This window comes from Pseudomonas fragariae (ex Marin et al. 2024) (genome assembly GCF_059621105.1).
The window spans coordinates 3,504,680-3,525,880 of sequence record NZ_CM184369.1; the positions used below are offsets into that span (position 1 = coordinate 3,504,680).

At 59.9% G+C, this 21,201-nt stretch carries 23 protein-coding genes; 16 read left to right on the forward strand and 7 right to left on the reverse strand.

Annotated elements, in window-relative coordinates; all coding sequences use genetic code 11:
* Positions 1-376: 376 nt before the first annotated feature.
* The gene (locus AC54XV_RS14985; protein ID WP_024660045.1) at positions 377-1,321 is read right to left on the reverse strand and encodes a GlxA family transcriptional regulator; all 945 of its coding nucleotides are present in this window, start codon (positions 1,319-1,321) and stop codon (positions 377-379) included.
* 193 nt (positions 1,322-1,514) lie between these two features.
* On the opposite strand from AC54XV_RS14985, the gene AC54XV_RS14990 reads away from it, so the two are divergent.
* The 8 genes from AC54XV_RS14990 to AC54XV_RS15025 all read left to right on the forward strand — a co-directional run bounded on the left by AC54XV_RS14990 (position 1,515) and on the right by AC54XV_RS15025 (position 9,531).
* Entirely contained in the window at positions 1,515-2,459 is a 945-nt protein-coding gene (locus tag AC54XV_RS14990; protein ID WP_496716994.1) for a choline ABC transporter substrate-binding protein, read from the forward strand.
* Positions 2,460-2,532: 73 nt separating this feature from the next.
* Positions 2,533-3,420 (forward strand): 3-dehydrocarnitine:acetyl-CoA trimethylamine transferase CdhC, encoded by an 888-nt coding sequence (gene cdhC, locus AC54XV_RS14995; RefSeq protein WP_496716996.1) that lies wholly within the window; start codon positions 2,533-2,535, stop codon positions 3,418-3,420.
* Between the two features lie 43 nt (positions 3,421-3,463).
* Positions 3,464-4,429 carry an L-carnitine dehydrogenase gene (locus AC54XV_RS15000; RefSeq protein ID WP_496716998.1) on the forward strand — a complete coding sequence of 322 codons (966 nt, stop codon included), beginning with the start codon at positions 3,464-3,466 and terminating at the stop codon, positions 4,427-4,429.
* 108 nt (positions 4,430-4,537) lie between these two features.
* The gene (locus AC54XV_RS15005; RefSeq protein ID WP_104684300.1) at positions 4,538-5,014 is read left to right on the forward strand and encodes a thioesterase family protein; all 477 of its coding nucleotides are present in this window, start codon (positions 4,538-4,540) and stop codon (positions 5,012-5,014) included.
* A 241-nt stretch (positions 5,015-5,255) separates the two neighbouring features.
* Entirely contained in the window at positions 5,256-5,975 is a 720-nt protein-coding gene (locus AC54XV_RS15010; RefSeq protein WP_011268086.1) for a GntR family transcriptional regulator, read from the forward strand.
* The gene (locus AC54XV_RS15015) at positions 5,972-6,985 is read left to right on the forward strand and encodes an ADP-ribosylglycohydrolase family protein (RefSeq protein WP_024660040.1); all 1,014 of its coding nucleotides are present in this window, start codon (positions 5,972-5,974) and stop codon (positions 6,983-6,985) included. Before AC54XV_RS15010 ends, AC54XV_RS15015 begins: the two co-directional genes overlap by 4 nt.
* A 160-nt stretch (positions 6,986-7,145) precedes the next feature.
* Positions 7,146-8,615, forward strand: coding sequence for a purine-cytosine permease family protein (locus AC54XV_RS15020; protein WP_058398256.1), 1,470 nt, complete (start codon positions 7,146-7,148; stop codon positions 8,613-8,615).
* Positions 8,605-9,531, forward strand: coding sequence for a PfkB family carbohydrate kinase (locus AC54XV_RS15025; RefSeq protein ID WP_496717001.1), 927 nt, complete (start codon positions 8,605-8,607; stop codon positions 9,529-9,531). Before AC54XV_RS15020 ends, AC54XV_RS15025 begins: the two co-directional genes overlap by 11 nt.
* Positions 9,532-9,640: 109 nt before the next feature.
* Here the strand turns inward: AC54XV_RS15025 and AC54XV_RS15030 are convergent, their stop codons facing one another.
* The 3 genes from AC54XV_RS15030 to AC54XV_RS15040 all read right to left on the reverse strand — a co-directional run bounded on the left by AC54XV_RS15030 (position 9,641) and on the right by AC54XV_RS15040 (position 12,555).
* Positions 9,641-10,936 (reverse strand): type II toxin-antitoxin system HipA family toxin, encoded by a 1,296-nt coding sequence (locus AC54XV_RS15030; protein ID WP_058398254.1) that lies wholly within the window; start codon positions 10,934-10,936, stop codon positions 9,641-9,643.
* Positions 10,929-11,246 carry a helix-turn-helix domain-containing protein gene (locus AC54XV_RS15035; protein ID WP_058398309.1) on the reverse strand — a complete coding sequence of 106 codons (318 nt, stop codon included), beginning with the start codon at positions 11,244-11,246 and terminating at the stop codon, positions 10,929-10,931. Before AC54XV_RS15035 ends, AC54XV_RS15030 begins: the two co-directional genes overlap by 8 nt.
* A gap of 103 nt (positions 11,247-11,349) precedes the next feature.
* The gene (locus tag AC54XV_RS15040; RefSeq protein WP_058398253.1) at positions 11,350-12,555 is read right to left on the reverse strand and encodes an MFS transporter; all 1,206 of its coding nucleotides are present in this window, start codon (positions 12,553-12,555) and stop codon (positions 11,350-11,352) included.
* Positions 12,556-12,665: 110 nt separating this feature from the next.
* Between AC54XV_RS15040 and AC54XV_RS15045 the strand changes: the two genes are divergently transcribed.
* The 3 genes from AC54XV_RS15045 (at position 12,666) to AC54XV_RS15055 (ending at position 16,156) form a co-directional block, all read left to right on the forward strand.
* Positions 12,666-13,292 carry a TetR/AcrR family transcriptional regulator gene (locus AC54XV_RS15045; RefSeq protein WP_057457486.1) on the forward strand — a complete coding sequence of 209 codons (627 nt, stop codon included), beginning with the start codon at positions 12,666-12,668 and terminating at the stop codon, positions 13,290-13,292.
* Between the two features lie 79 nt (positions 13,293-13,371).
* Positions 13,372-15,225 (forward strand): ABC transporter ATP-binding protein, encoded by a 1,854-nt coding sequence (locus tag AC54XV_RS15050; protein WP_496717004.1) that lies wholly within the window; start codon positions 13,372-13,374, stop codon positions 15,223-15,225.
* A 58-nt stretch (positions 15,226-15,283) separates the two neighbouring features.
* The gene (locus AC54XV_RS15055; protein WP_011268093.1) at positions 15,284-16,156 is read left to right on the forward strand and encodes a LysR family transcriptional regulator; all 873 of its coding nucleotides are present in this window, start codon (positions 15,284-15,286) and stop codon (positions 16,154-16,156) included.
* 54 nt (positions 16,157-16,210) lie between these two features.
* Here AC54XV_RS15055 and AC54XV_RS15060 read toward each other — a convergent pair whose 3' ends face one another.
* From AC54XV_RS15060 to AC54XV_RS15070, 3 genes are all read right to left on the reverse strand, one after another.
* A complete protein-coding gene (locus AC54XV_RS15060; protein WP_011268094.1) occupies positions 16,211-16,636 on the reverse strand; it encodes a VOC family protein in 426 nt (141 codons plus the stop codon).
* Positions 16,637-16,814: 178 nt separating this feature from the next.
* Positions 16,815-17,684 (reverse strand): nickel/cobalt efflux protein RcnA, encoded by an 870-nt coding sequence (locus AC54XV_RS15065; RefSeq protein WP_011268095.1) that lies wholly within the window; start codon positions 17,682-17,684, stop codon positions 16,815-16,817.
* Between the two features lie 7 nt (positions 17,685-17,691).
* A complete protein-coding gene (locus tag AC54XV_RS15070; protein WP_024639532.1) occupies positions 17,692-17,985 on the reverse strand; it encodes a metal-sensing transcriptional repressor in 294 nt (97 codons plus the stop codon).
* A gap of 163 nt (positions 17,986-18,148) precedes the next feature.
* Between AC54XV_RS15070 and AC54XV_RS15075 the strand changes: the two genes are divergently transcribed.
* The 5 genes from AC54XV_RS15075 (at position 18,149) to AC54XV_RS15095 (ending at position 21,198) form a co-directional block, all read left to right on the forward strand.
* Positions 18,149-18,730 (forward strand): TetR/AcrR family transcriptional regulator, encoded by a 582-nt coding sequence (locus tag AC54XV_RS15075; protein WP_011268097.1) that lies wholly within the window; start codon positions 18,149-18,151, stop codon positions 18,728-18,730.
* A gap of 56 nt (positions 18,731-18,786) precedes the next feature.
* A complete protein-coding gene (locus tag AC54XV_RS15080; RefSeq protein WP_058821889.1) occupies positions 18,787-19,890 on the forward strand; it encodes an alkene reductase in 1,104 nt (367 codons plus the stop codon).
* Positions 19,891-19,962: 72 nt separating this feature from the next.
* Positions 19,963-20,097 carry a hypothetical protein gene (locus AC54XV_RS15085; RefSeq protein ID WP_003400790.1) on the forward strand — a complete coding sequence of 45 codons (135 nt, stop codon included), beginning with the start codon at positions 19,963-19,965 and terminating at the stop codon, positions 20,095-20,097.
* Entirely contained in the window at positions 20,094-20,480 is a 387-nt protein-coding gene (locus tag AC54XV_RS15090; RefSeq protein WP_003400789.1) for a nuclear transport factor 2 family protein, read from the forward strand. The genes AC54XV_RS15085 and AC54XV_RS15090 overlap by 4 nt, the downstream gene beginning before the upstream one ends.
* 61 nt (positions 20,481-20,541) lie before the next feature.
* Entirely contained in the window at positions 20,542-21,198 is a 657-nt protein-coding gene (locus tag AC54XV_RS15095; protein WP_024660032.1) for an NAD(P)H-binding protein, read from the forward strand.
* The last annotated feature ends 3 nt before the right edge of the window (positions 21,199-21,201 follow it).

Here is a 21,201-nt window from a genome sequence, read left to right on the forward strand (position 1 = left end):
TATTTCGGCATTGTCTTTCATCAGAAGCTCCCACACAACCTGGAAGATCTCAGACCGTATCTTGAATCGCCATTCATGATCGTTCATATATGCCGTCTGACTGGGGGAAAAATTGAGGGCATATAAAGATTTTTTCAAACTGAAACCACCGGCCCAGAGCCCAGTAAAAATGTTTTTGGGGAAATCCGGATAGCCTCTAAACGAATTATCTCCCCATCGCCTACACCTCTACAGACCGCCCGCTAAACGCGCAAACATAATCACTCAAATCGGCGCTCCTGTTTCTACTGCTACCAACACCAGCCGGAGATTACAGCTATAACCAACACCAAAACCCGCCTACGCAAAGCCCAATCCCGCCCCCTGAAAACAACACTCAAATCCCCTCCCGCCGCCGATCCTCCCTCGGGCATTTCGTAAACCGTGCTCGATAGCTGCGAGTGAAATACGACGGCGATTCGAACCCGCAGGCGATGCTCACTTCCAGCACACTCAGACCGCTTTGCCGCAGCAGTTGCCGGGCTTTCTCCAGGCGCAGGCCCAGATAGAAGTTGCTCGGCGTATCGTTCAGGTGCAGGCGAAACAAGCGTTCCAGCTGGCGCCGGGTGACGTTGATCGCTTCGGCCAGGGCCAGCGTGCTGAGGGGGCGTTCGGTCTGCTGCTCCATCTCTCCGATCACGTGCACCAATTTCTTGTTGGCGATGCCGTAGCGCGTAGCGATCTGCATGCGTTGGTGGTCCCTGCGCGTGCGGATGCGCCCCAGTACGAATTGTTCGGACACCTGAATCGCCAACTCGGGGCCGTGCGCCTGGGCGATCAGGTCGAGCATCAGGTCGATGGACGCTGTGCCCCCTGCGCAGGTGATGCGGCGGCGGTCGATCTCGAACAGTTCCTGGGTCACGGTGAGCTGTGGGTAGGACTCCTTGAACGCGTCGATGGCTTCCCAATGCAGGGTCAGGCGATGGCCATCGAGCAAGCCGGTTTCAGCGAGCACGCAGGCGCCAGTGTCGATGGCGCCCAGGGTCACGCCTTCATGATCAAGGCGACGCAGCCATTGCTGCAGGGCCGGGGTCGCGAACTGCAGCGGTTCAAAGCCAGCCACTACCAGCAGGGTCGCGCCTTTTTTCAGCGACTCAAGCGCCGCGTCGGCGTTGACCGACATGCCGTTGCTCGCCTGTACCGCGCCGCCATCGGCGCTCAGGACGTGCCAGCGGTACAGCTCGCCACCAAAGCGGTTGGCCACCCGCAAGGGCTCCAGCGCGGAGATAAAGCCGATGGCCGAGAACCCCGGCATCAGCAAAAAATAGAAATCCTGGGCCATGGTAACGCTCTCCTCGGACCTGCAGCGTGGCACGTTGATACTCCCGTTCATGGGCGCATTCAAGGGGCAGGTCGCCGCAGTGCAAAAGCGGGTCGCTGCAGTGCGCTTGGCCGCCCTCCAGGCAGGGTAATTTGTTTCCACGGTGCACAAAGACGCCGACACCCCACAATAACGATCTGCCGAGGGCCCCACCATGAACCGACTGATTAGTTGCAGCGTGCTTGCACTCAGCGCCAGCGCTCTCTTGAGCAGCAATGTAATGGCGGCTGATGCCGCTTCATGCCAGAACGTGCGCATGGGTGTGGTGAACTGGACCGACGTGATCGCAACCAGCGCCATGACCCAAGTGTTGCTCGACGGCCTGGGTTACAAGACCAAACAGACCAGCGCTTCCCAGCAGATCATTTTCGCCGGCATCCGCGACCAGCGCCTGGATCTCTTTCTGGGCTACTGGAACCCGCTGATGACCCAGACCATCGCGCCGTTTGTCGAGGCCCGGAAAGTCAAAGTGCTCGACAAACCGAGCCTGGAAGACGCTCGCGCCACCCTCGCCGTGCCGACTTACCTAGCGGACAAGGGCCTGAAGTCCTTTGCCGATATCGCCAGGTTCGAGAAGGAACTGGGCGGCAAAATCTACGGCATCGAGCCTGGTTCAGGCGCCAATACCCAGATCAAGGCGATGATCGCCAAAAACCAGTTCGGTCTGGGCAAATTCCAGCTGGTGGAGTCCAGCGAAGCCGGCATGCTCGCCGCCGTGGACCGCGCCGTCCGCCGCAAGGAAGCCGTGGTGTTTTTCGGCTGGACGCCGCACCCGATGAACGTCAACGTGGCGATGACTTACCTCAATGGCAGCGACGACGCCCTGGGCCCGAACGAGGGCATGGCCACTGTGTGGACGGTCACTTCGCCGACTTATGCCGAACAGTGCCCCAACGTGCACAAATTGCTGACTAACCTGACGTTCACCGCCGCCGACGAGAGCCGGATGATGCAGCCGCTACTGGATCACAAGGATGCTCTTGAGTCCGCCAGACAATGGCTCAAAGACCATCCGCAAGACCAGGCGCGCTGGCTGGAAGGCGTCACCACCTTCGACGGCAAACCGGCTGCGGCAAACCTTCAATCGAGCAGCCAATAACCCGATTTTGAACGGCCGTTTCGCGAGCATCCGTGGTCGCGAACGGCGTCCTCACGCCTGTAAGGAGCCCCCCATGAACCACGACGTCATCATCACCTGCGCACTCACCGGTGCTGGCGACACGACCGCCCGAAGCCCTCACGTACCGGTCACGCCCAAGCAAATCGCGGCCGCCGCGGTTGAGGCGGCCAAGGCCGGTGCCACCGTGGTGCACTGTCATGTGCGCGACCCGCACACCAGAAAATTCAGCCGCGACGTGGCGCTGTACCGCGAAGTGATGGAGCGTATTCGGGAGGCCGACATCGACATCATCGTCAACCTCACCGCTGGCATGGGTGGCGATCTGGAGATTGGCGACGGTGAGCACCCGATGGAGTTTGGTCCCAATACCGACCTGGTCGGCCCGCTGACACGTCTGGCCCATGTCGAGGAACTGCTGCCGGAAATCTGCACCCTCGACTGCGGCACCCTGAACTTTGGCGACGGCGACGCTATTTATGTGTCCACCCCATCGCAACTGCGTGCCGGCGCCAAACGTATCCAGGCACTGGGCGTAAAGGCCGAGCTGGAAATTTTCGACACCGGCCACCTGTGGTTCGCCAAACAGATGATCAAGGAAGGACAGCTCGATAACCCGCTGTTCCAGCTGTGCCTGGGTATCCCATGGGGCGCACCAGCCGACACCACCACCATGAAAGCCATGGTCGATAACCTGCCAGCCGACGCGGTGTGGGCTGGTTTTGGCATCGGCCGCATGCAGATGCCGATGGCCGCGCAAGCGGTGTTGCTGGGCGGCAACGTCCGGGTCGGTCTGGAGGACAACCTGTGGCTGGACAAGGGCGTGCTCGCCACCAACGGCCAACTGGTGGAGCGCGCCAGTGAAATTCTCAGCCGTCTGGGCGCGCGAGTCATGAGCCCGGCAGAAGGCCGCACCAAGATGGGCCTTACCAAGCGCGGCTAATGCCTCCGAGACATAAATCACCGCACTCTTCAGGAACGTCGCCATGAGCTTTATCACTGAAATCAAAACTTTCGCCGCTCTCGGCAGCGGCGTCATCGGCAGTGGCTGGGTATCCCGCGCCCTCGCCCATGGCCTGGATGTGGTTGCCTGGGACCCCGCGCCCGGCGCCGAAGCAGCGCTGCGTAACCGTGTCGCCAAGTGCTGGGGGGCGCTGGAACAACAGGGCCTGGTACCCGGTGCATCCCAGAACCGCCTGCGTTTTGTGGCCACTGTCGAAGAATGTGTGAGAGACGCCGACTTCATTCAGGAAAGCGCCCCGGAACGCCTGGAACTGAAACTGGATCTGCACAGCAGGATCAGCGCGGCGGCCAGGCCGAATGTGTTAATTGGCTCGAGTACGTCGGGCCTGTTGCCAAGTGACTTCTACGAAAGCTCCGCGCACCCGGAACGCTGCGTGGTCGGTCACCCGTTCAATCCGGTATACCTACTGCCGTTGGTCGAAGTGGTGGGCGGCAAAAATACTGCTCCGGCGGCCATACAGGCGGCAATCAAGGTCTATGAATCCCTCGGTATGCGCCCGCTGCACGTGCGCAAGGAAGTCCCCGGTTTTATCGCTGACCGCTTGCTCGAAGCGCTATGGCGCGAGGCGCTGCACCTGGTCAATGACGGCGTGGCGACCACCGGCGAAATCGATGATGCGATTCGCTTCGGCGCAGGGCTGCGCTGGTCGTTCATGGGCACCTTTCTCACCTACACACTGGCGGGTGGCGATGCAGGCATGCGCCACTTCATGACGCAGTTCGGCCCGGCATTGCAGTTGCCGTGGAGCTACCTGCCGGCACCGGAACTGACCGAAAAACTGATCGACGATGTGGTCGACGGCACCACTGACCAGCTGGGTAAACACAGTATCTCGGCATTGGAGCGCTACCGTGACGATTGCTTGCTCGCCGTGCTGGAGGCGGTAAAGACTACCAAGGCCAGGCATGGCATGAGCTTCGCGGAATGAACCTACGGTAGCTGGCTTGCCTTTGATGGGTGGCGGTGGATCTTCCATCGTCCTGCAAAGCACGCCAGCGCCCTCATTTTGATCAGTAATGACCCGGAATCCCCCGACATGCCTGCACTGACCACCTACACCACCCGAGTCCAATCCGACTGGGTCGACTACAACGGCCACCTTCGTGACGCGTTCTACCTGCTGATCTTCAGCTACGCCACTGACGGGCTGATGGACGCGCTGGGGCTGGGTAGCGACAACCGCGAAGCCAGCGGCCACTCGCTGTTCACCCTGGAACTGCACCTCAATTACCTGCACGAAGTGAAACTCGGCGCCGCGGTCGAGGTGCATACCCAACTGATCGCCCACGACGCCAAGCGCGTGCATCTCTATCACAGCCTGCATTTGGCAGGGGATGACATGGAGCTGGCCGGCAATGAGCAGATGTTGTTGCATGTAGATCTGACCGGCCCGCATGCAACAATATTTACCGAGGCAACAAAGGAAAGACTTAACGCTATAAGCGCTGGGCAGTCGGAGCTGCCGAGGCCCAAATTCCTTGGCCGGGTGATCGGGTTGCAGGCTGGAAAATAATCGAAAAAGCCCTCCTATTGCCAAAGCCTTGACCCACATCGGACTGCCCTGGCTGGCACTGGAGGGTGGGTGAGCGCAAGGCTCGCTTCAAAAACCTTGCAGGCGTGACCTGCAAGGTGACTTGTCGAACTGCGAGCATGATGTGCGCAGACGATGAGACCAATCCCTTAAGCACGGTACGTCGCATGACAATGTGCCACGCAAAAACAGCTTGCATTCCAACCCAACATGCCCCTATAAAATGTACATGACTAGACAGGTTAGATTCGACAAGAAAACCCAAGTGATCAATGAGCTGATCCGCCGTATCGAAAGCGGCCAGATGAGCTCCGGTGCTCTGCTTCCCGGGGAAAATCTCCTGGCCCAGGAATTCAACGTCAGCCGCGGCACGCTGCGCGAGGCGTTGTCCGAGCTCAAGCGGCGTAACTTCATTGCCACGCAGACCGGCGTGGGCTCGATCGTCACCTACGACGGCTTCAGCCTGGACCAGCGTGCCGGCTGGGCCCAGGCCCTGGCCGATACGGGTGCTGGCGTGCGTACGGAAATCCTGCGCCTGGTGGCGGTGCAACGCCCCGACATGGAAGTGCGCCTGGGCACTTCCAGTCTGGTGGCTCTGGACCGCCGACGTATCGCCGCCGACGGCAGTATCGTTTCCCTGGAGCGCGCCTTGATTCCGGCGGTCGATGGCTTGGAAAACCTGCCGCAAAACGGCCTGCTGGAACAGTCACTGACGGTGACCATGGCCGCGCACGGCTTCATTGGCGACAAGGGTGACCAGTGGATCGGCGCAGGCCCCTTGAACCGTGATGACGCCGCGCTGCTGGCACGCGAGCCCGGCACGGTGTTTCTCAAGGCCGTGCGCACCACCTTTGACCGCCGTGAACGTTTTATGGAGCACGTAGAGAGCCTGTTGGACCCTGTGCATTTTCGCCTTCATCTCGCCTTCGGATCGTCCACATGAGCGCAACATTTCTGCAAGACCGAGGCCTGGGCGCCTTTTATGGCCTGGCCCTGGGCGACGCCTTGGGCATGCCGACGCAGTCGCTGCCGCGCGCGTTGATCCTGCAACGCTATGGCCGTATCACTACGCTGATCGGCGCCGATGCCGACCAGCCGATCGCACCCAACATGCCGGCCGGCGCCATCACCGATGACACCGAGCAGGCCATCCTGGTGGCACAGTTGCTGGTGGCTGGCGGCGGCAGCATTGACCCGACAGCATTGGCCCACAGCCTGATCGAGTGGGAAGCCGCGATGAAAGCCAAGGGCTCCTACGACCTGCTGGGGCCTTCGACCAAGCGCGCGATTGAAATGATCCTTGACGGCCACAGCCCTGAAGAGGCTGGCCGCTTCGGCACCACCAATGGCGCGGCAATGCGTATCACCCCGGTAGGCATCGCGGCCGACGTGAGCAACCGCGAGGCCTTCATGGCGCTGGTGGTGCAAGCCTGCCAGGTCACCCATAACACCACGCTGGGCATCTCCAGCGCGGCGGCGGTCGCGGCCGTGGTGTCCGCCGGGATCAATGGCGCGCCCCTGACCGAAGCTCTGGATATAGGTACTGAGGTAGCTCTGAGTGCCGAACGCCATGGCCATTGGGTTGCGGGTGGGCGTATCGCCGCGCGCATTCAATGGGCCAAGGCACTGTGCGCTGACTGCACAGACGAACAGCTGGCCGACCGGGTGCACGATGTGATTGGTACCTCGGTCGCCTCACAGGAATCAGTGGTCGCTGCCTTCACCCTCGCCCACCGCGTGGCGAGCAGCCAGCTCAGTCCGTTCGATGCAGTGTGCATGGCGGCCAGCCTGGGCGGTGACACCGACACGATTGCCGCCATTCTCGGTGCCATGCTGGGCGCCTGCAACGGCATGCACGCCTGGCCGGCGGCGCTGATCGAGCAAATCGATGCGGTCAACGCGCTCGACCTCGCGCCTTTGGTCGAACAACTGCTGGCCCTGCGCGCCGGATGATGGACCGGGCTGTGCTCGTCCACTGTTAACGAGATCACTTTCGCCCTCAGCCTTCCGGGCGGCGATCGGGCTAACCCGATTTCGGAAAGCCAATTTGCACTGGATTGCACCTGCTGACGTACTGCCACAACCACAATAAAAGGCAATAGGAGCAACGCAAATGACTACATCGTCCCCCTCTCAAGGTGCGGGTCAGCTGGAAACCCGCGGTATCGAGCCGGTTCCTGAAAACGAATGCAACGGCCACCCGCTGCAGTTGTTCTGGGTCTGGTTCGCCGCCAATATCAGCATCCTCGGCTTGCCGCTCGGTGCCACCTTGGTGGCGCTCCAGGGGCTGGCCATCTGGCAGGCAATTATCGTCGCCATCCTCGGTGCCGCCGGCTCTTTCGCCGTGGTGGGCGTGATCTCCATTGCCGGGCGCCGCGGGCGGGCCCCGAGCCTGACGCTGTCCCGGGCCATCTTCGGGGTACGAGGCAATATCGGTCCCACGCTGGTTTCGCTGATGTCGCGTCTGGGCTGGGAAACGGTCAACACCACCACTGCCGCGTTCGTCCTGCTGTCACTGTTCGCAATCCTTTTCGGCACCCCCGTGGAGGCGAAAAACTCGCCTGGCCTGACCCTGGTGTTCATCGCCTTGTTCGTGCTGCTGACTTTGACCGTCTCGGGCCTGGGCCATGCTACCTTGCTGGTCATCCAGAAATGGGCGACTTACCTGTTTGGCGCGCTGAACCTGGTGGTCGGTGGCTTTCTACTCACCCGCATCGATTGGAGCCTGGTCTTCGACGCGCCAGCAGCGCCACTGAGTGCCATGATTATTGGCGTCGGCACCATGGCCGCAGGCACCGGTATCGGTTGGGCCAATGCGGGCGCTGACATGTCCCGCTATCAGCACGCCAGCGTGAAGGCCACTCGCCTGGTGGCCTCGGCGGCGTTTGGCGCAGGGATCCCCTTGGTCTTGCTGATCACTCTTGGCGGCCTGTTGTCGGTGGGCAACGATCATCTGGCGTCAGCCACCGACCCCATCATTGCCATTCGCGAGATGTTGCCCACCTGGATGGCCGTGCCCTACCTGATCACGGCGTTCGGCGGCCTGCTGTTGTCCAACAACCTGTCGGTCTACTCGGCCGGCCTGACGACCTTGACCCTCGGCCTGAAGGTCAAGCGAGTACACGCAGTCATCGTCGATATCATCGCGATCTTTGCCGGTTCGATCTATTTCATGTTGATCGCCGACAGCTTCTACGGCCCCTTCATTACGTTCATCTCGATGTTGGCAGTGCCCATTACCGCGTGGGTCGGCATCTTTGTCGTCGACCTGCTGCACCGCCACATCTACTCCCCAAAAGACCTGCTGGACCAGACCCCACGCAGCGCTTACTGGTATCGCGGCGGCGTCGAATGGCGCGCGCTGGGCTCGTGGGCATTGGCAATCGTGCTTGGCTTCAGCTTCACCACCGTGGCCACCACCCCGGAGCATGTGCTGTTCAAAGGCTTTCTCGCCGATTCCTGGCTGGGCCATAACGGCCTGGGCTGGATCGTGACCTTCATTGTCGCCGGTGGCCTGTATGCGCTGCTCGGCGGGGCGCGTGATCGCCGTGTCGTTACCGAAGAGGCTGCCCATGCCCGCTAAATTGTTCTACACCGGCCAGGTCTTGGTTGACCTGGTCATGGCCATCGACCGCCTGCCGCCGTCGGGCGGAGATGTGCTGGCCAGCAGCGCCACGTTCGAGGCCGGAGGCGGCTTCAATGTCATGGCCGCTGCGTGCCGCAATGGCCTGCCCACCGTTTACCTGGGTCGCCATGGCCAGGGCCGCTTCGGCGACATTGCTCGCCAGGCCATGCGCGACGAAGGTGTGGAAATTTCTACGATGCCCGTTTCCGGTGAGGACACCGGCCTGGCCGTTGCCCTGGTGGAAGCCTCGGCCGAGCGCTCGTTCATCTCCTATGTGGGCGCTGAAGGTGGCTTGTCTGCCGAGGATCTGCATGGCGTGCAGGTCAGCGCCGAAGATTATGTATTTGTCAGCGGCTACAGCCTGGCCCACAAAAACAAGGTTACAGCCCTGCTCGCCTGGCTGGGCGGATTGCCCAGCGGCACTGCCGTGGTATTCGACCCAGGCCCATTGGTTGATGCGCTTTATGGCGTCGAGATGCGCGCCGTACTTCCCCTGATCAGCTTATGGTCCAGCAACCGCGAAGAAGCCCTGCGCTTCACGCAAACCCAGACGCCCGCCGACGCGATCCACCGCCTGGCGTCCATTCTGCGCGAAGATGCGCTCATAGTGATGCGTGACGGCCCCGCAGGCTGCTGGATCCACCATGCTGGACAGACGCGGCTCATACCCGGCTTTGCCGTCACGGCACTCGACACCAATGGAGCCGGCGACGCTCATGCCGGTGTGCTGCTGGCCGAGTTGGCCAGGGGCAGCAGCGTCGACCGGGCGGCGCTGCGCGCCAATGCGGCAGCAGCGATTGCGGTCACCCGCCGGGGGCCGGCGACGGCGCCTGGCCGTGAGGAGATAGATGCGCTGGTGGGGGCCGATGTCTAATCTGGCTTGAGCCGCGCTACACCGTGATGAAGGTAATGACAGGGCAACTTTGCGGATGCTCAAAGTCTTGCACACGGCCCTGAGCGCTCGAAGCATACGGCAGCATCGTTTATGAGAATCGCCCGTGACCGCCGTCGGCCTGACTGTGGTGTAACCGGGCTACGTTCTGATCAATGCGGCTTTGGATCATGCGCAGGGTGTCTAGAGTAATAACCTGCGGGCACAGGTTCTCGGCGATGGCTGTAAACCGGCTCGCTACATCACACATGCCGTCAATCACTCCGGTTGCAGCGTCCGGGGACATCTCGGCTTCCTCGGCAAGCCGAAGCATTTGCGCACGGGAAATCTCCAGCGCCTCTCCCATCACGTCCATCTGATGGTATCCGCTTGGCCCCTCGCAGAAGGTTACGTCGTAAGCCGGCGACAGTCGCCACTGACCGTCCTGCGACATGATGTAGGCGAAATTCTTGGGATGATCGTCTCGGTTGTTGAACGCAACGTTAAAAACGGCACGTTCGAACGCGCGTGCCATCTCTCGTACATCGTTGGTACACATCTGTGTTGCCCGCAAAAAGTTGACATAGTCCAACACACCCGGAGACTGGTAATTTGCCCCCGTAAAGGCGGCCAGGCTTTGCATGGGTATACGTAGACCCTCGCGGCGGTCAAATCGCTTACTGGCAAACGCTGCCAGGCCATCAGGCAGATTGAAGTACTGGGTGTCAGGGGTCTCGATACCGCACATGCGCAGGCACTCGGCGTAGACCATTTCGATGGCGCACACTTCTGCATGTTCTTCTTTGGCCGGAAACTTGATCAACCATGCTTCAAAGCCCGGCGTAGCAGCAGTGGTAAACCCGCCAGTTTCAGGATCGCGATAGACGAGAGCCTTGGGCCTTGCACCTTGAGGCGAGCCACCCACCAGCAGCAATGCCTGCAGGAACTCACCACCGTTTCCATGCAGTACTTGCTTCACGTCGGCGGCGAGCTGTTCCAGCGGGATGTGGACGTCAGATTCCTGCCCTTCGGGCGCCACGGGCTCAAACGACATGGCGCCCATTGCACTGCTACCGATATAGGCCAGCCGCTCCAGAGGGCCGATGCGCGCGGTGGTGCGCCCGCGACGCCTGAAAAGACGGTCCATCAACAACATGCCCCATCCATCCGGCAACGAGTCGTAAACAGGCCCTGGCAAGTACAGCTGATGGTCCGGGAAGTCTCGACGCAACCTGTCCCCCTCCAGGGGCAGCGTATAGGAGGACAGTTCCAGGCCCCTTTGTCTGGCTTCATTGCTGTATTCGAACACGATCAGCGGGCGACCGGTCAAGGCGGTCGTCGAGACCAGCGTGCCCCACTGCCATCGCTCACCCCAGCCCTCGTAGAAGACGTTAACCTGCTCAAGCATCGCCGGACTTCCTCTTTGTACGGAGACGATTGGCGCTGTTTTCGTAGCGTCGAATGTCTTCGATGCTGTCCAGCTTTGGCAGAAACAGGCACTCGAGTTCCTTGGTTCGGCCAAGAGCCATAGCCACCCGAACGACGTTCTCGAATCCGACATTGCGTCCGGCTTCGAGGTTGGAGACCGTGTTTGTGCCGATGCCGGCACGCCCGGCGAGGTCGGCTTGTGTCATATTCAGCGCCAGTCGCTCTGTGCGCAGGCGCTCGCAAAGGCGCTTGACGATCTCACCGGGCTTGCTGAAGCTTAAATCCAACATAATGTGCATAAAGCTCGATTAAGCTATTTAATTCACAAAATTATAGAATTAACCCCCTGCATCAGCAAGCAGCTTGACGTCCATATTCCGGGTCTTGATCAGATCACCCAGCCAAAACATGTTCCCGGTCCAGCCGGCTGCCCCGTGCAAAACCATGAGCACCTGCGCGCAGTGCGATCAACAGGCTCAGCAATAACAGCATCAACAAGACCCAGGGAAAGGATCCCGCACCCCATTGGCCAAGCAACACGCCACCCAGTAACCCACCGCCTGCGATCGCGCTGTTCCAGACCACGACGTTCATCGAAAGCGCCACGTCTGCGCCCTCGCCTGCCGAATCGGCGAGCGCGGTTTGCAGCAGTGTGGCGGCGCCACCGAAGGTCAGGCCCCAGATAAAAGCGCCGATGTAAATGGCCGGTGCAGAGCCGGAAAACACGCCGAAGAACACTGACACGGCTGCGAAGGTTGCCAGGCTGGCAAGTACTGTCTTGCGCAGATGGCGATCAACCAGCCGTCCCGTTACCCAGATGCCTGCCAGTGCGGCGACACCAAATGCCAGCAATACCAGGTCCACGTCATTCGCCAGCCCCGCCCCGGAAACGAAGGGAGCAACGTAGGTGTAAAGCAGGTTATGCGCCAGCATCCAGGTGAAGACCACGCCCAGCACCGAGCGTACGCCGGGCGTGAAAAAGACCTGACGCAACGCCATGCGCTGTGAGGAAGACTTGCCCGGATAGTCCGGCACCTTGACCAGCACCCAAATGATCAACAGCACGGTCATCCCGGACATCAAGCCAAACGCCATGCGCCAGCCCATGAACCCGCCGAGCCAGGTGCCCAGAGGCACGCCCAGTGACAAGGCAATGGGCGTGCCGACCATCGCCACGGCCAGTGCGCGCCCTTGCAGTTGCGGGACCACCATGCGCCGTGCGTAACCGGCGATGAGGCTCCAGGCCAGACCCGCCGAGACGCCGGCGAAAAACCTTGCGATCAGGGTCAGTCCGTAACTGGACGACAACGCGGTGACGCTGTTGAAAACCAGAAAGCCGATAATCGTCACCAGCAAGACCGTTCTGCGCCGCCAGCTTTGCGTCGCGATCGTCAGTGGAATGGCGGCCAGCAATGAACCCAGCGCATAAACAGTCACCATCTGCCCGGCAAACGATGCGGACACGTCCAGCCCATCGGCGATCTGCGGCAACAAACCCGCAGGCAAGGTCTCGGTGACGATGCAAATGAACCCGGTCATTGCCAGCGCCAGCAACGCCCCCAGAGGGAGTGTTTCGCCCTGCTTCTCATCTGTAGTCATTGAAAAACCCTCACTAATATACTGATCGGTACAAATATAGGCAGATGAAGTCAGGTGGTCAATGACTTATGTATCGATTAGTATTTAATTAATTCCGAAGGAGACTCGATATGGCACAGCTGGGGCGTCCGCGTACATTTGACCGTGATGTAGCGATCACTCAGGCGCTGCATCTGTTTTGGGAGCACGGCTACGACGCAACTTCCCTCAGCCAGCTCAAGGCAACCATCGGTGGCGGCATCACGGCACCGAGCTTCTACGCAGCGTTTGGCTCTAAACAGGCCCTGTTCAATGAAGTGATGGAGCGTTACCTCGACACCTACGGCCGGGTCACCGACAGCCTGTTCGATACGAACCTGCCGCCCCGAGACGCGATTGAACTCACCCTCCGTCGCTCAGCGAAAATGCAGTGCGAGCCAGGGCATCCGACAGGGTGCCTGGTGGCGTTAGGGCTGATGAGCGCCTGCTCGGACGAGAGCAAGGCCATTTCCGAACCTCTTGCGCGGGCGAGGGATCTGAACCGCACAGGTATCGTGGGCTGTATCCAGCGCGCCATTGCGGCAGGCGAGTTGCCCGCAACGGTAATACCGGAAACGCTCGCGGCCGTGTTTGACAGTTTTCTTCTGGGCTTGTCTACACTGGCGCGCGACGGAGTCCCACATGCCACACTGGACGCCGCAGTGACCCAGGTGATGAGGCTGTGGGACAGCCTGGGCACTGGCGCCGACAAAAATTGACCCTGAAGCTCAATCTGGAAGAGGTTCGGGAGGCGTCGAGGACGCCAGACTCTTTGCACTGATTTTTTTGGAGAACACCATGCTTCGCGCGTTTGAAAAATGGCTTGACCCGTTCCCGCCTGACGAGGTGCCGCCGCCACCTGACGGTCTGGCACGGTTTCTGTGGGCCTGCACGCGAGGGGCACGCGGTTACATCCTTGCGTTTGCGCTGCTGTGCGCCGGTGTGTCGATTTACGAAGCCTGGCTGTTTTCCTTCCTCGGGCAGGTCGTGGATCTGCTGTCCACCTGGAAGGCTGGCGGCGACACGGCCGCGCAGGAAAGTAGCGTGCTGTGGGGCATTGGCCTGGTATTGCTGAGCAGCATCGTGCTGGTGGCGTTGCGCACAATGGTGCAGCACCAGGTATTAGCGATCAACCTGCCCCTGCGGCTGCGTTGGGACTTCCATCGATTGATGTTGCGGCAAAGCCTGTCTTTCTTCTCCGATGAGTTCTCCGGCCGCGTCACCACCAAGGTGATGCAGACAGCGCTGTCAGTGCGCGAGGTGCTGTTCACCATCGTCGAAATCGTCCTCGGTATCGGCGTCTACTTCATCGCGATCATCGCCCTGGCCGGCGGCTTCGACCTGAAACTGATGCTGCCTTTCCTTGGCTGGCTGATGCTGTTCGGCCTGGCCATGCTGTACTTCGTGCCACGCTTGGGCAAGGTCGGCCAGGAGCAGGCCAACGCACGCTCTTCAATGACCGGACGTGTCTCGGACGCGTACACCAACATCACCACGGTAAAGCTGTTCTCCCACTCCAAGCGTGAAGCGCATTTCGCGCGCGCAGCGATGGAGGACTTCAAGCTCACGGGCCTGGCCCAGATGCGTCTGGTCAGCCAGTTCGAGATCGTCAATCAGGCACTGGTGGTCGCGCTGATCATGGGTGCAGGCGGTTACGCCCTGTGGCTGTGGCACCAGGGCCAGATCGGCACCGGTGCGGTCGCGGCGATCACCGCTATGGCGTTGCGCATCAATGGCATGTCGCACTGGATCATGTGGCAGATGACCTCGTTGTTCGAGAACATCGGCACCGTCCAGGACGGCATGGAAACCTTGACCCGCGGTCCCAAGGTTGAGGATGCGCCGGATGCGAAGGCTCTGGTCACCCGCGGTGGCGCGGTCACCTTCGATAACGTGAGCTTCAATTACAACGGCGAACGCCAGGTACTGGATGCCCTGAGCCTGAGCATTCGTCCAGGTGAAAAAATCGGCCTGGTGGGTCGCTCCGGCGCTGGCAAATCCACCCTCATCAACCTGCTGCTGCGCTTTTATGATGTGGACAAGGGGTCAATCAGCATTGATGGGCAGGACATTGCGCACGTCACTCAAGACAGCTTGCGCAGTGCCATCGGCATGGTCACGCAGGACACCTCGTTGCTGCACCGCTCCATTCGCGACAACATCGCCTACGGACGCCCCGACGCGACTGATGAGCAAATCCGCAGCGCCGCAGCCAGTGCGCAAGCCGATGGGTTCATCAGCCAACTGAGTGACAAGCAAGGCCACAGTGGCTACGACACGCTGGTGGGTGAGCGCGGTATCAAGCTGTCGGGCGGCCAGCGCCAACGCGTTGCCATCGCCCGGGTGATGCTCAAGAACGCCCCGATCCTGCTGCTCGACGAAGCCACCAGTGCGCTTGACTCGGAAGTCGAAGTGGCGATCCAGGAAAGCCTCGATGAAATGATGCAGGGCAAGACGGTGATCGCCATCGGTCACCGCCTGTCCACGATTGCCGCCATGGACCGGCTGATTGTCATGGATGACGGCCGCATCATCGAACAAGGCACCCACGCCGAACTGCTGGGCAAAAACGGCACCTATGCGCGGCTGTGGCAGCACCAGAGCGGCGGGTTTCTCGGTGAGGATCAGGGTGTGGCCGAGGACATGGGATAAGCAGCAACAACAAAATAAACAAATGTGCTTTCAGTAAAAATACAATTATTCTTTGCCGATGATCAAAGAACTGAAAACGTTTATTGCCGTGGCGAGAGAAGGCACGTTTGCTGCGGCCGGCAGCAAGATCGGGCTCACCCAGGCCGCTGTCAGTGCGCAGATGCAGCGCCTCGAAGCTGAACTGGGCGTCGAACTGTTCGACCGAAAAGGACGTTCAGCCCAGCTCAACCGCATGGGGCAGCAGGTGTTGCTGCAAGGTCAGGACCTGGTGCGCCAGTTCAGCAGCCTGGGCACTACGACAGTAGGGCTACCCGCGAGCGTGCTGGTGACCATCGGCGCAATTGCCTCTGTACAACGCTCCTTTCTGCCGGAAGCGCTGGCTCGGTTTCATCAGCAATTCTCTGCGTGCAGGACGCGCGTCATTCCCGGCCTGTCCATGGACCTGGTCAATCAGGTGGACGCTGGCGAGATCGACATGGCAGCGATCATCCGCCCGCCCTTCTCACTGCAAAGCGACCTGCGCTGGACGACGCTGGTCCGTGAGCCCTATCGCCTTATCGTGCCTGCCGACATGCCGGGGGATGACTGGGCCGAGCTGGTTTCGGCTCATCCATTCATTCGTTACGATCGATCGTCGTTCGGTGGCCGACAGGTTGACCGGTTCCTGCGCCAGACCCATGTCTCGCTGCGCGAAGTCTGCGAGCTCGATGAACTGGATGCGATCATCAAACTGGTCGCCAATGGTGTTGGCGTAGCGTTGGTTCCGGAAACGGCAACCCTGCAGACATGGCACGCCGGTGTGCGCTCTGTCGACTTGAAAGCGCATACGTTCCATCGCGATATCGGGCTGGTACATCGCGCTCGCCGCAGCCTGACCGAACCGGTGAGCGCGCTGGTGCAACTGATTAACGACCACGCTCTGACTCGTTAGCGCTGCGCCTGCTCAAGCAGGCCTGGCGCGACGTGGTGTGCGCCAGGCCTTTTACTATTTTGCGAACAGCTGACTCATGTCCTTGAACGCCTTGAACTCAAGCGCATTACCACAGGGATCGAAAAGGAACATGGTGGCCTGCTCCCCCACCTGCCCCTTGAAGCGAATGTAGGGTTCGATGACGAACTCGGTGCCGAAGGATTTCAGGCGCTCGGCCAAAGCTTCCCACTGGGCCCATTCCAGAATGATGCCGAAGTGCGGAACCGGCACGTCGTGGCCGTCTACCGGGTTGCTGTGCACGCTCTCTTGAGAGGCAGTTTTCGGGTGTTCATGAATCACCAACTGATGCCCGTAGAAATCGAAGTCGACCCACTGGTCGCTGGAGCGCCCTTCGGAAAGACCAAACACTTCACCGTAAAAGGTACGTGTCGCGGCCAGGTCATAAACCGGGATTGCAAGGTGGAAAGGAGAAAGACTCATCAGGACTCCGATTGCAGCTCTTGGTGGCGTGTGAAGCCGGGCGGCGTGATCACTGCCCGGCGACTTGTTCAAGTTCCACTCATGCTAAAGCCGGGCGACACCAATAAAAATCAATATATATTTTCAAGAAACACAAATTATTTTTGTGACAGCCGCCACGCCCAAGCGTCAGGCCAGCTCACGAGTGCAGGCCGATCCAGCCGTTGATTCCTACATACATCCCGACACAAATAATCAGGACGCTGGACAGGTAAGGTGCGCGTCGAGCGGCTGCAGTGAGCCAGGGGAAACGATTCGAGGCTCTTCGCGCACCGATGGCGGCGGCCGCACCAACGGTGACCAACGTGATGGCAAGTCCCACGCTGAAACAGATCACCATCATCGCGCCAAGCGTGACCTGCTGCACCTGCAGGCACAGCAGCAGCACGGTGATGGCCGCCGGGCAAGGGATAAGTCCCCCGGTCAAGCCGAACATCAGGATCTGGCCATTGCTGACCTCTCGATGGGTGAAGCGCTTGCGGATGTCGTCGGCATGGGCCTTTTCATGGGCATCCTGGTAGCCCTCGGCGCTCAGGCTCAAGCCGCCCAGATCGCTGTGGTCATGGCTGTGACCGTGCTCATGCTCTTTGAAGTCAATGTCGTGCTCATGGCCATGGCCTGTATGCCCGTGACTGAGCCGGGCACTTTCGAACTTATACAACTGCTCGCCACGCCAGGTGCGCCACAGCATCCACAGCGCGATGGCGATGATCACGGCAGACGACGCGAGCTGAAAATAAGGCTCCGTGGTTTCAGCGTCCAGCCCCTGCCCCAGATACATCCCGCCGATGGCCACCAGCCAGACAACGGCAGTGTGCGAGACGGTAGCGGCGACGCCGAGCATCACGGCCTGTTTCACGGAGCCACGAATGGCCACGATGAACGCCGCCATCATGGTTTTCGAATGCCCGGGCTCCAGCCCGTGCAACGCGCCCAGCAGAATGGCACTGGGGAAATACAGCCAGGCATGCGAACCACCTTGCTGCAACAGCTCGACGAAATTCGGCATGCGAGACCTAAAGGTATTTGGTGATTTGCTTGAAGGCTTCCAGCGGTGCCCGCTCACCCTTGGCGAGTGAACCTAGCGTGTCTTCGAGGCAGTGATCGATATGATCCTGAATCAACGTGCGCTTGGCCTGGCACACTGCTTTCTCGACCGCGTGCAGCTGCTGGGCGATGTCCACACACTCGCGCCCTTCTTCGATCATGGTGATGATGCTGCGCAAATGACCGTCGGCCCGTTTCAGGCGCTTGATGACAGCTTCGTGGGACTGGTGCGTATGGCCGTGGGGATGGTCGTGTTCACTCATGGCTTGAGTTCCAGTCTGGATAATTCAGACCGGCACTCTATCCCCCCAGGGGGGATAGAGTCAAAGCCTATGCGGTATACATTTGCTGAGGTTTTTTTGCGCAAGCATATCCAGAAAAACCTACTAGACGACTGGTCGGTTTACGTTTAGGATGCTCGGCATTATGAAGAAACCAGCTCAGGACATGCGACAGCACATCATTGATGTGGCCCGCTCGCTCATGACGAACAAAGGCTATACCGCCGTCGGCCTCGCAGAGGTGTTAAGCACGGCTGGTGTACCCAAAGGTTCGTTCTATTACTACTTCAAATCGAAGGAAGAATTCGGTCAGGCGCTGCTGGAAGAGTATTTTTCCGAGTACCTGGGTCGAGTCGACGCCCTCATGGCACGCCCCGGAAGCGGCGCCGAGCGGTTACTGGCCTACTTCAACTATTGGATAGAAACCCAGGGCACCGACTTTCCCGAAGGCAAGTGCCTGGTCGTCAAGCTGGGGGCGGAAGTCTGCGATTTGTCTGAAGACATGCGTGGCGTGCTCGAGGTCGGCACAGCAAAAATCATCAAACGCATCACTGCCTGTGTCGACATGGGTGTCGCCGACGACAGCATTCATCCCGAGGGCGATCATGAAGGATTCGCAGAATCCCTCTATCAGCTCTGGCTTGGCGCTTCCCTTCTGGCGAAGGTGAACAAGTCCACCGAATCTTTCGAAAAAGCACTGACCATGACCAAACGCCTGCTGCGGTAGCGGGCATTTTTTTTGTCTTTTTAAGTAGACGACTGGTCTACTATATGGAGTATTTGATGAATGATTCCCGTAAAACTACCGACCTGTTTTCCCCCGTCACCCTGGGCTCCATGGAGCTGGCGAACCGTATTGTGATGGCACCGGTAACACGCAGCCGCTACGGCGAGGATGGTGTTCCCAATGAACTGCACGCAACTTACTACGCACAACGCGCTACCGCAGGGCTGATCGTCGCCGAGGCGACAAACATTTCCGCTCAGGGTCGAGGCTATGCCGCGACCCCGGGAATCTGGAGTGAGCAACAGGTCGCAGGTTGGCGCCTGGTGACCGACGCTGTGCATGCAGCAGGAGGCAAGATTGTCAGCCAGCTATGGCACGTGGGGCGATTTTCCAGTGTCGACCTGCAACCCAACGGCGAGGCACCGGTAGCGCCCTCCGCCATCAAGGCCGAGGGCAATACCTACACCGCCGACGGCTTTGTACCTGTCTCCATGCCGCGCGCACTGGAAACCGGCGAAATCCCCGGCGTCATCGAGCAATACAAACACGCCGCAGAGAACGCCAAAAGGGCCGGTTTTGATGGCGTTGAAGTCCATTCGGCCAACAGTTACCTGCTGGACCAGTTTCTGCGCGACTCGACCAATCAGCGCACCGACCAGTATGGCGGTTCGATAGAAAATCGCGCTCGCCTGACGCTGGAAGTCACCCAGGCCATCGTGGATATCTGGGGCAGTGACCGCGTGGGTATTCGCTTGTCGCCCGTAACCCCCGACGCCGGTAATACGGCACCCGACAGCAACGTCATGGGCCTTCATGGCTACCTGATCCGGCAACTGAACACATTCAATCTGGCCTATCTGCACTTTGTCGAAGGCGCCACTGCCACCTCCCGTGAAGTGCCGGAGGGTGTCGACATGGATGCTCTGAGCGCCGGGTTCAACGGTCCGTTCATTGGCAATAACAACTATGACCTGAAGATGGCGATCGAGCGTCGGGCGCAGGGCAAGATCGACGCCGTGGCTTTCGGCCGCTTGTTCATATCCAACCCCGACCTCGTCGCCCGTCTGCGCCATGGTGCCGAGCTGACCATTGCACCACGTGAGTCGTACTACGGCGGCGGTGCCAAAGGCTATATCGACTGGCCAATGGGCAAGTACTAAGCCACTGCCGGCCTCTTCCCCTTCATCAATTCCCAGGATCCCGGAAATACCGCGACAAAGGAAAAACACCACATGAATTATCTCGACAAGAAAACCGTAATCGTCACCGGCGCAGCAACAGCCAAAGCGCTTAACGAGATGGCCATTGCGCCTGAAGATATCAGCCGCGCAGTAGTCAGTTCCCAATCCAGGAGTAACACCCCATGAGCAAGAACATCAAAGCCGTCCCGACCACCGATTACAACGCAGTTATCGCAACGGCCGGCAAGTACGTAGAAGGCTTGCGTACAGGCAGCGTTGCCACTATCGAGGAAGCCTTTCATAAAGATGCGGTGATGTATGGTTTCACCAATGGTCAACTGCTGGGTGGACCGATCAGTAACCTGTACACCTTCGTCGAAACCAATGGTACCGCTCCAGACATCACAACGCGCCTGGACGTCCTTGCCATTACGCCCACCACGGCAGTGGTCCGGGTCGATATGGAAAAGGATGCTATTGGTGCGGACTACAACGACTACCTGACGCTGATCAAAATCGACGACAGCTGGAAAGTGATTGCCAAGGTCTACCATCAATTCGAAGGTTAACGCGGCTGGAATGCGCCGATATTGCTGAGCGTCGGCGCACGGCCCACCAGAGGAAGATTTCATGTCAAAAGTTTTTGTCATCGGCGCAGCCGGAAAGGTCGGCCAGCGCCTTCTGAAAAACCTTGGCGGCGGCGCTCATGAAGTGATCGCACTGCACCGTAAAGAAGACCAGTCGGCGGCAATCAAAGCGACTGGCGCCATACCATTGCTCGGCAACCTCACCGATCTGGACGCTTCGCGATTGGCCGCTGCGATGACAGGCAGCGATGTCGTGGTTTTCACCGCCGGGGCTGGCGGCGCGGGCATTGAGCTGACCAATGCCATTGATGGCGAGGGCCTGGAAACCGCTGTTGATGCAGCCGTGCTTGCCGGGGTCAATCGCTTCCTGTTGGTGTCGGCATTTCCTGAAGCAGCACGAGGCACGGACACCTCCGCTGGCTTCGAGAATTACATGCGGGTGAAAAAACAAGCCGATGTGTATCTGGCCTCTTCCGCACTGGACTGGGTGATTCTCAGGCCAGGCACCCTGGTCGACAACCCGGGGACCGGTGAAGTCTGCGCAGGTCCGGCTATCGCATATGGCGAAGTACCGCGCGATGACGTAGCCGCGTTCCTGGCTGCACTGGTCGATCGACCCGGGATATCCCGCCAGATCATCGAACTGACTAAGGGCGCAACACCTATCAACGAGGCATTGCGCACGCTCAGCCAGCGCTGATGT

Excerpts from the sequence above, each read along its gene's own strand:
- AC54XV_RS14985 (WP_024660045.1), bottom strand. The coding sequence starts at position 1,321 with ATGGCCCAGGATTTCTATTTTTTGCTGATGCCGGGGTTCTCGGCCATC.
- AC54XV_RS14990 (WP_496716994.1), top strand. The coding sequence starts at position 1,515 with ATGAACCGACTGATTAGTTGCAGCGTGCTTGCACTCAGCGCCAGCGCT.
- cdhC (WP_496716996.1), top strand. The coding sequence starts at position 2,533 with ATGAACCACGACGTCATCATCACCTGCGCACTCACCGGTGCTGGCGAC.
- AC54XV_RS15000 (WP_496716998.1), top strand. The coding sequence starts at position 3,464 with ATGAGCTTTATCACTGAAATCAAAACTTTCGCCGCTCTCGGCAGCGGC.
- AC54XV_RS15005 (WP_104684300.1), top strand. The coding sequence starts at position 4,538 with ATGCCTGCACTGACCACCTACACCACCCGAGTCCAATCCGACTGGGTC.
- AC54XV_RS15010 (WP_011268086.1), top strand. The coding sequence starts at position 5,256 with ATGTACATGACTAGACAGGTTAGATTCGACAAGAAAACCCAAGTGATC.
- AC54XV_RS15015 (WP_024660040.1), top strand. The coding sequence starts at position 5,972 with ATGAGCGCAACATTTCTGCAAGACCGAGGCCTGGGCGCCTTTTATGGC.
- AC54XV_RS15020 (WP_058398256.1), top strand. The coding sequence starts at position 7,146 with ATGACTACATCGTCCCCCTCTCAAGGTGCGGGTCAGCTGGAAACCCGC.
- AC54XV_RS15025 (WP_496717001.1), top strand. The coding sequence starts at position 8,605 with ATGCCCGCTAAATTGTTCTACACCGGCCAGGTCTTGGTTGACCTGGTC.
- AC54XV_RS15030 (WP_058398254.1), bottom strand. The coding sequence starts at position 10,936 with ATGCTTGAGCAGGTTAACGTCTTCTACGAGGGCTGGGGTGAGCGATGG.
- AC54XV_RS15035 (WP_058398309.1), bottom strand. The coding sequence starts at position 11,246 with ATGTTGGATTTAAGCTTCAGCAAGCCCGGTGAGATCGTCAAGCGCCTT.
- AC54XV_RS15040 (WP_058398253.1), bottom strand. The coding sequence starts at position 12,555 with ATGACTACAGATGAGAAGCAGGGCGAAACACTCCCTCTGGGGGCGTTG.
- AC54XV_RS15045 (WP_057457486.1), top strand. The coding sequence starts at position 12,666 with ATGGCACAGCTGGGGCGTCCGCGTACATTTGACCGTGATGTAGCGATC.
- AC54XV_RS15050 (WP_496717004.1), top strand. The coding sequence starts at position 13,372 with ATGCTTCGCGCGTTTGAAAAATGGCTTGACCCGTTCCCGCCTGACGAG.
- AC54XV_RS15055 (WP_011268093.1), top strand. The coding sequence starts at position 15,284 with ATGATCAAAGAACTGAAAACGTTTATTGCCGTGGCGAGAGAAGGCACG.
- AC54XV_RS15060 (WP_011268094.1), bottom strand. The coding sequence starts at position 16,636 with ATGAGTCTTTCTCCTTTCCACCTTGCAATCCCGGTTTATGACCTGGCC.
- AC54XV_RS15065 (WP_011268095.1), bottom strand. The coding sequence starts at position 17,684 with ATGCCGAATTTCGTCGAGCTGTTGCAGCAAGGTGGTTCGCATGCCTGG.
- AC54XV_RS15070 (WP_024639532.1), bottom strand. The coding sequence starts at position 17,985 with ATGAGTGAACACGACCATCCCCACGGCCATACGCACCAGTCCCACGAA.
- AC54XV_RS15075 (WP_011268097.1), top strand. The coding sequence starts at position 18,149 with ATGAAGAAACCAGCTCAGGACATGCGACAGCACATCATTGATGTGGCC.
- AC54XV_RS15080 (WP_058821889.1), top strand. The coding sequence starts at position 18,787 with ATGAATGATTCCCGTAAAACTACCGACCTGTTTTCCCCCGTCACCCTG.
- AC54XV_RS15085 (WP_003400790.1), top strand. The coding sequence starts at position 19,963 with ATGAATTATCTCGACAAGAAAACCGTAATCGTCACCGGCGCAGCAACA.
- AC54XV_RS15090 (WP_003400789.1), top strand. The coding sequence starts at position 20,094 with ATGAGCAAGAACATCAAAGCCGTCCCGACCACCGATTACAACGCAGTT.
- AC54XV_RS15095 (WP_024660032.1), top strand. The coding sequence starts at position 20,542 with ATGTCAAAAGTTTTTGTCATCGGCGCAGCCGGAAAGGTCGGCCAGCGC.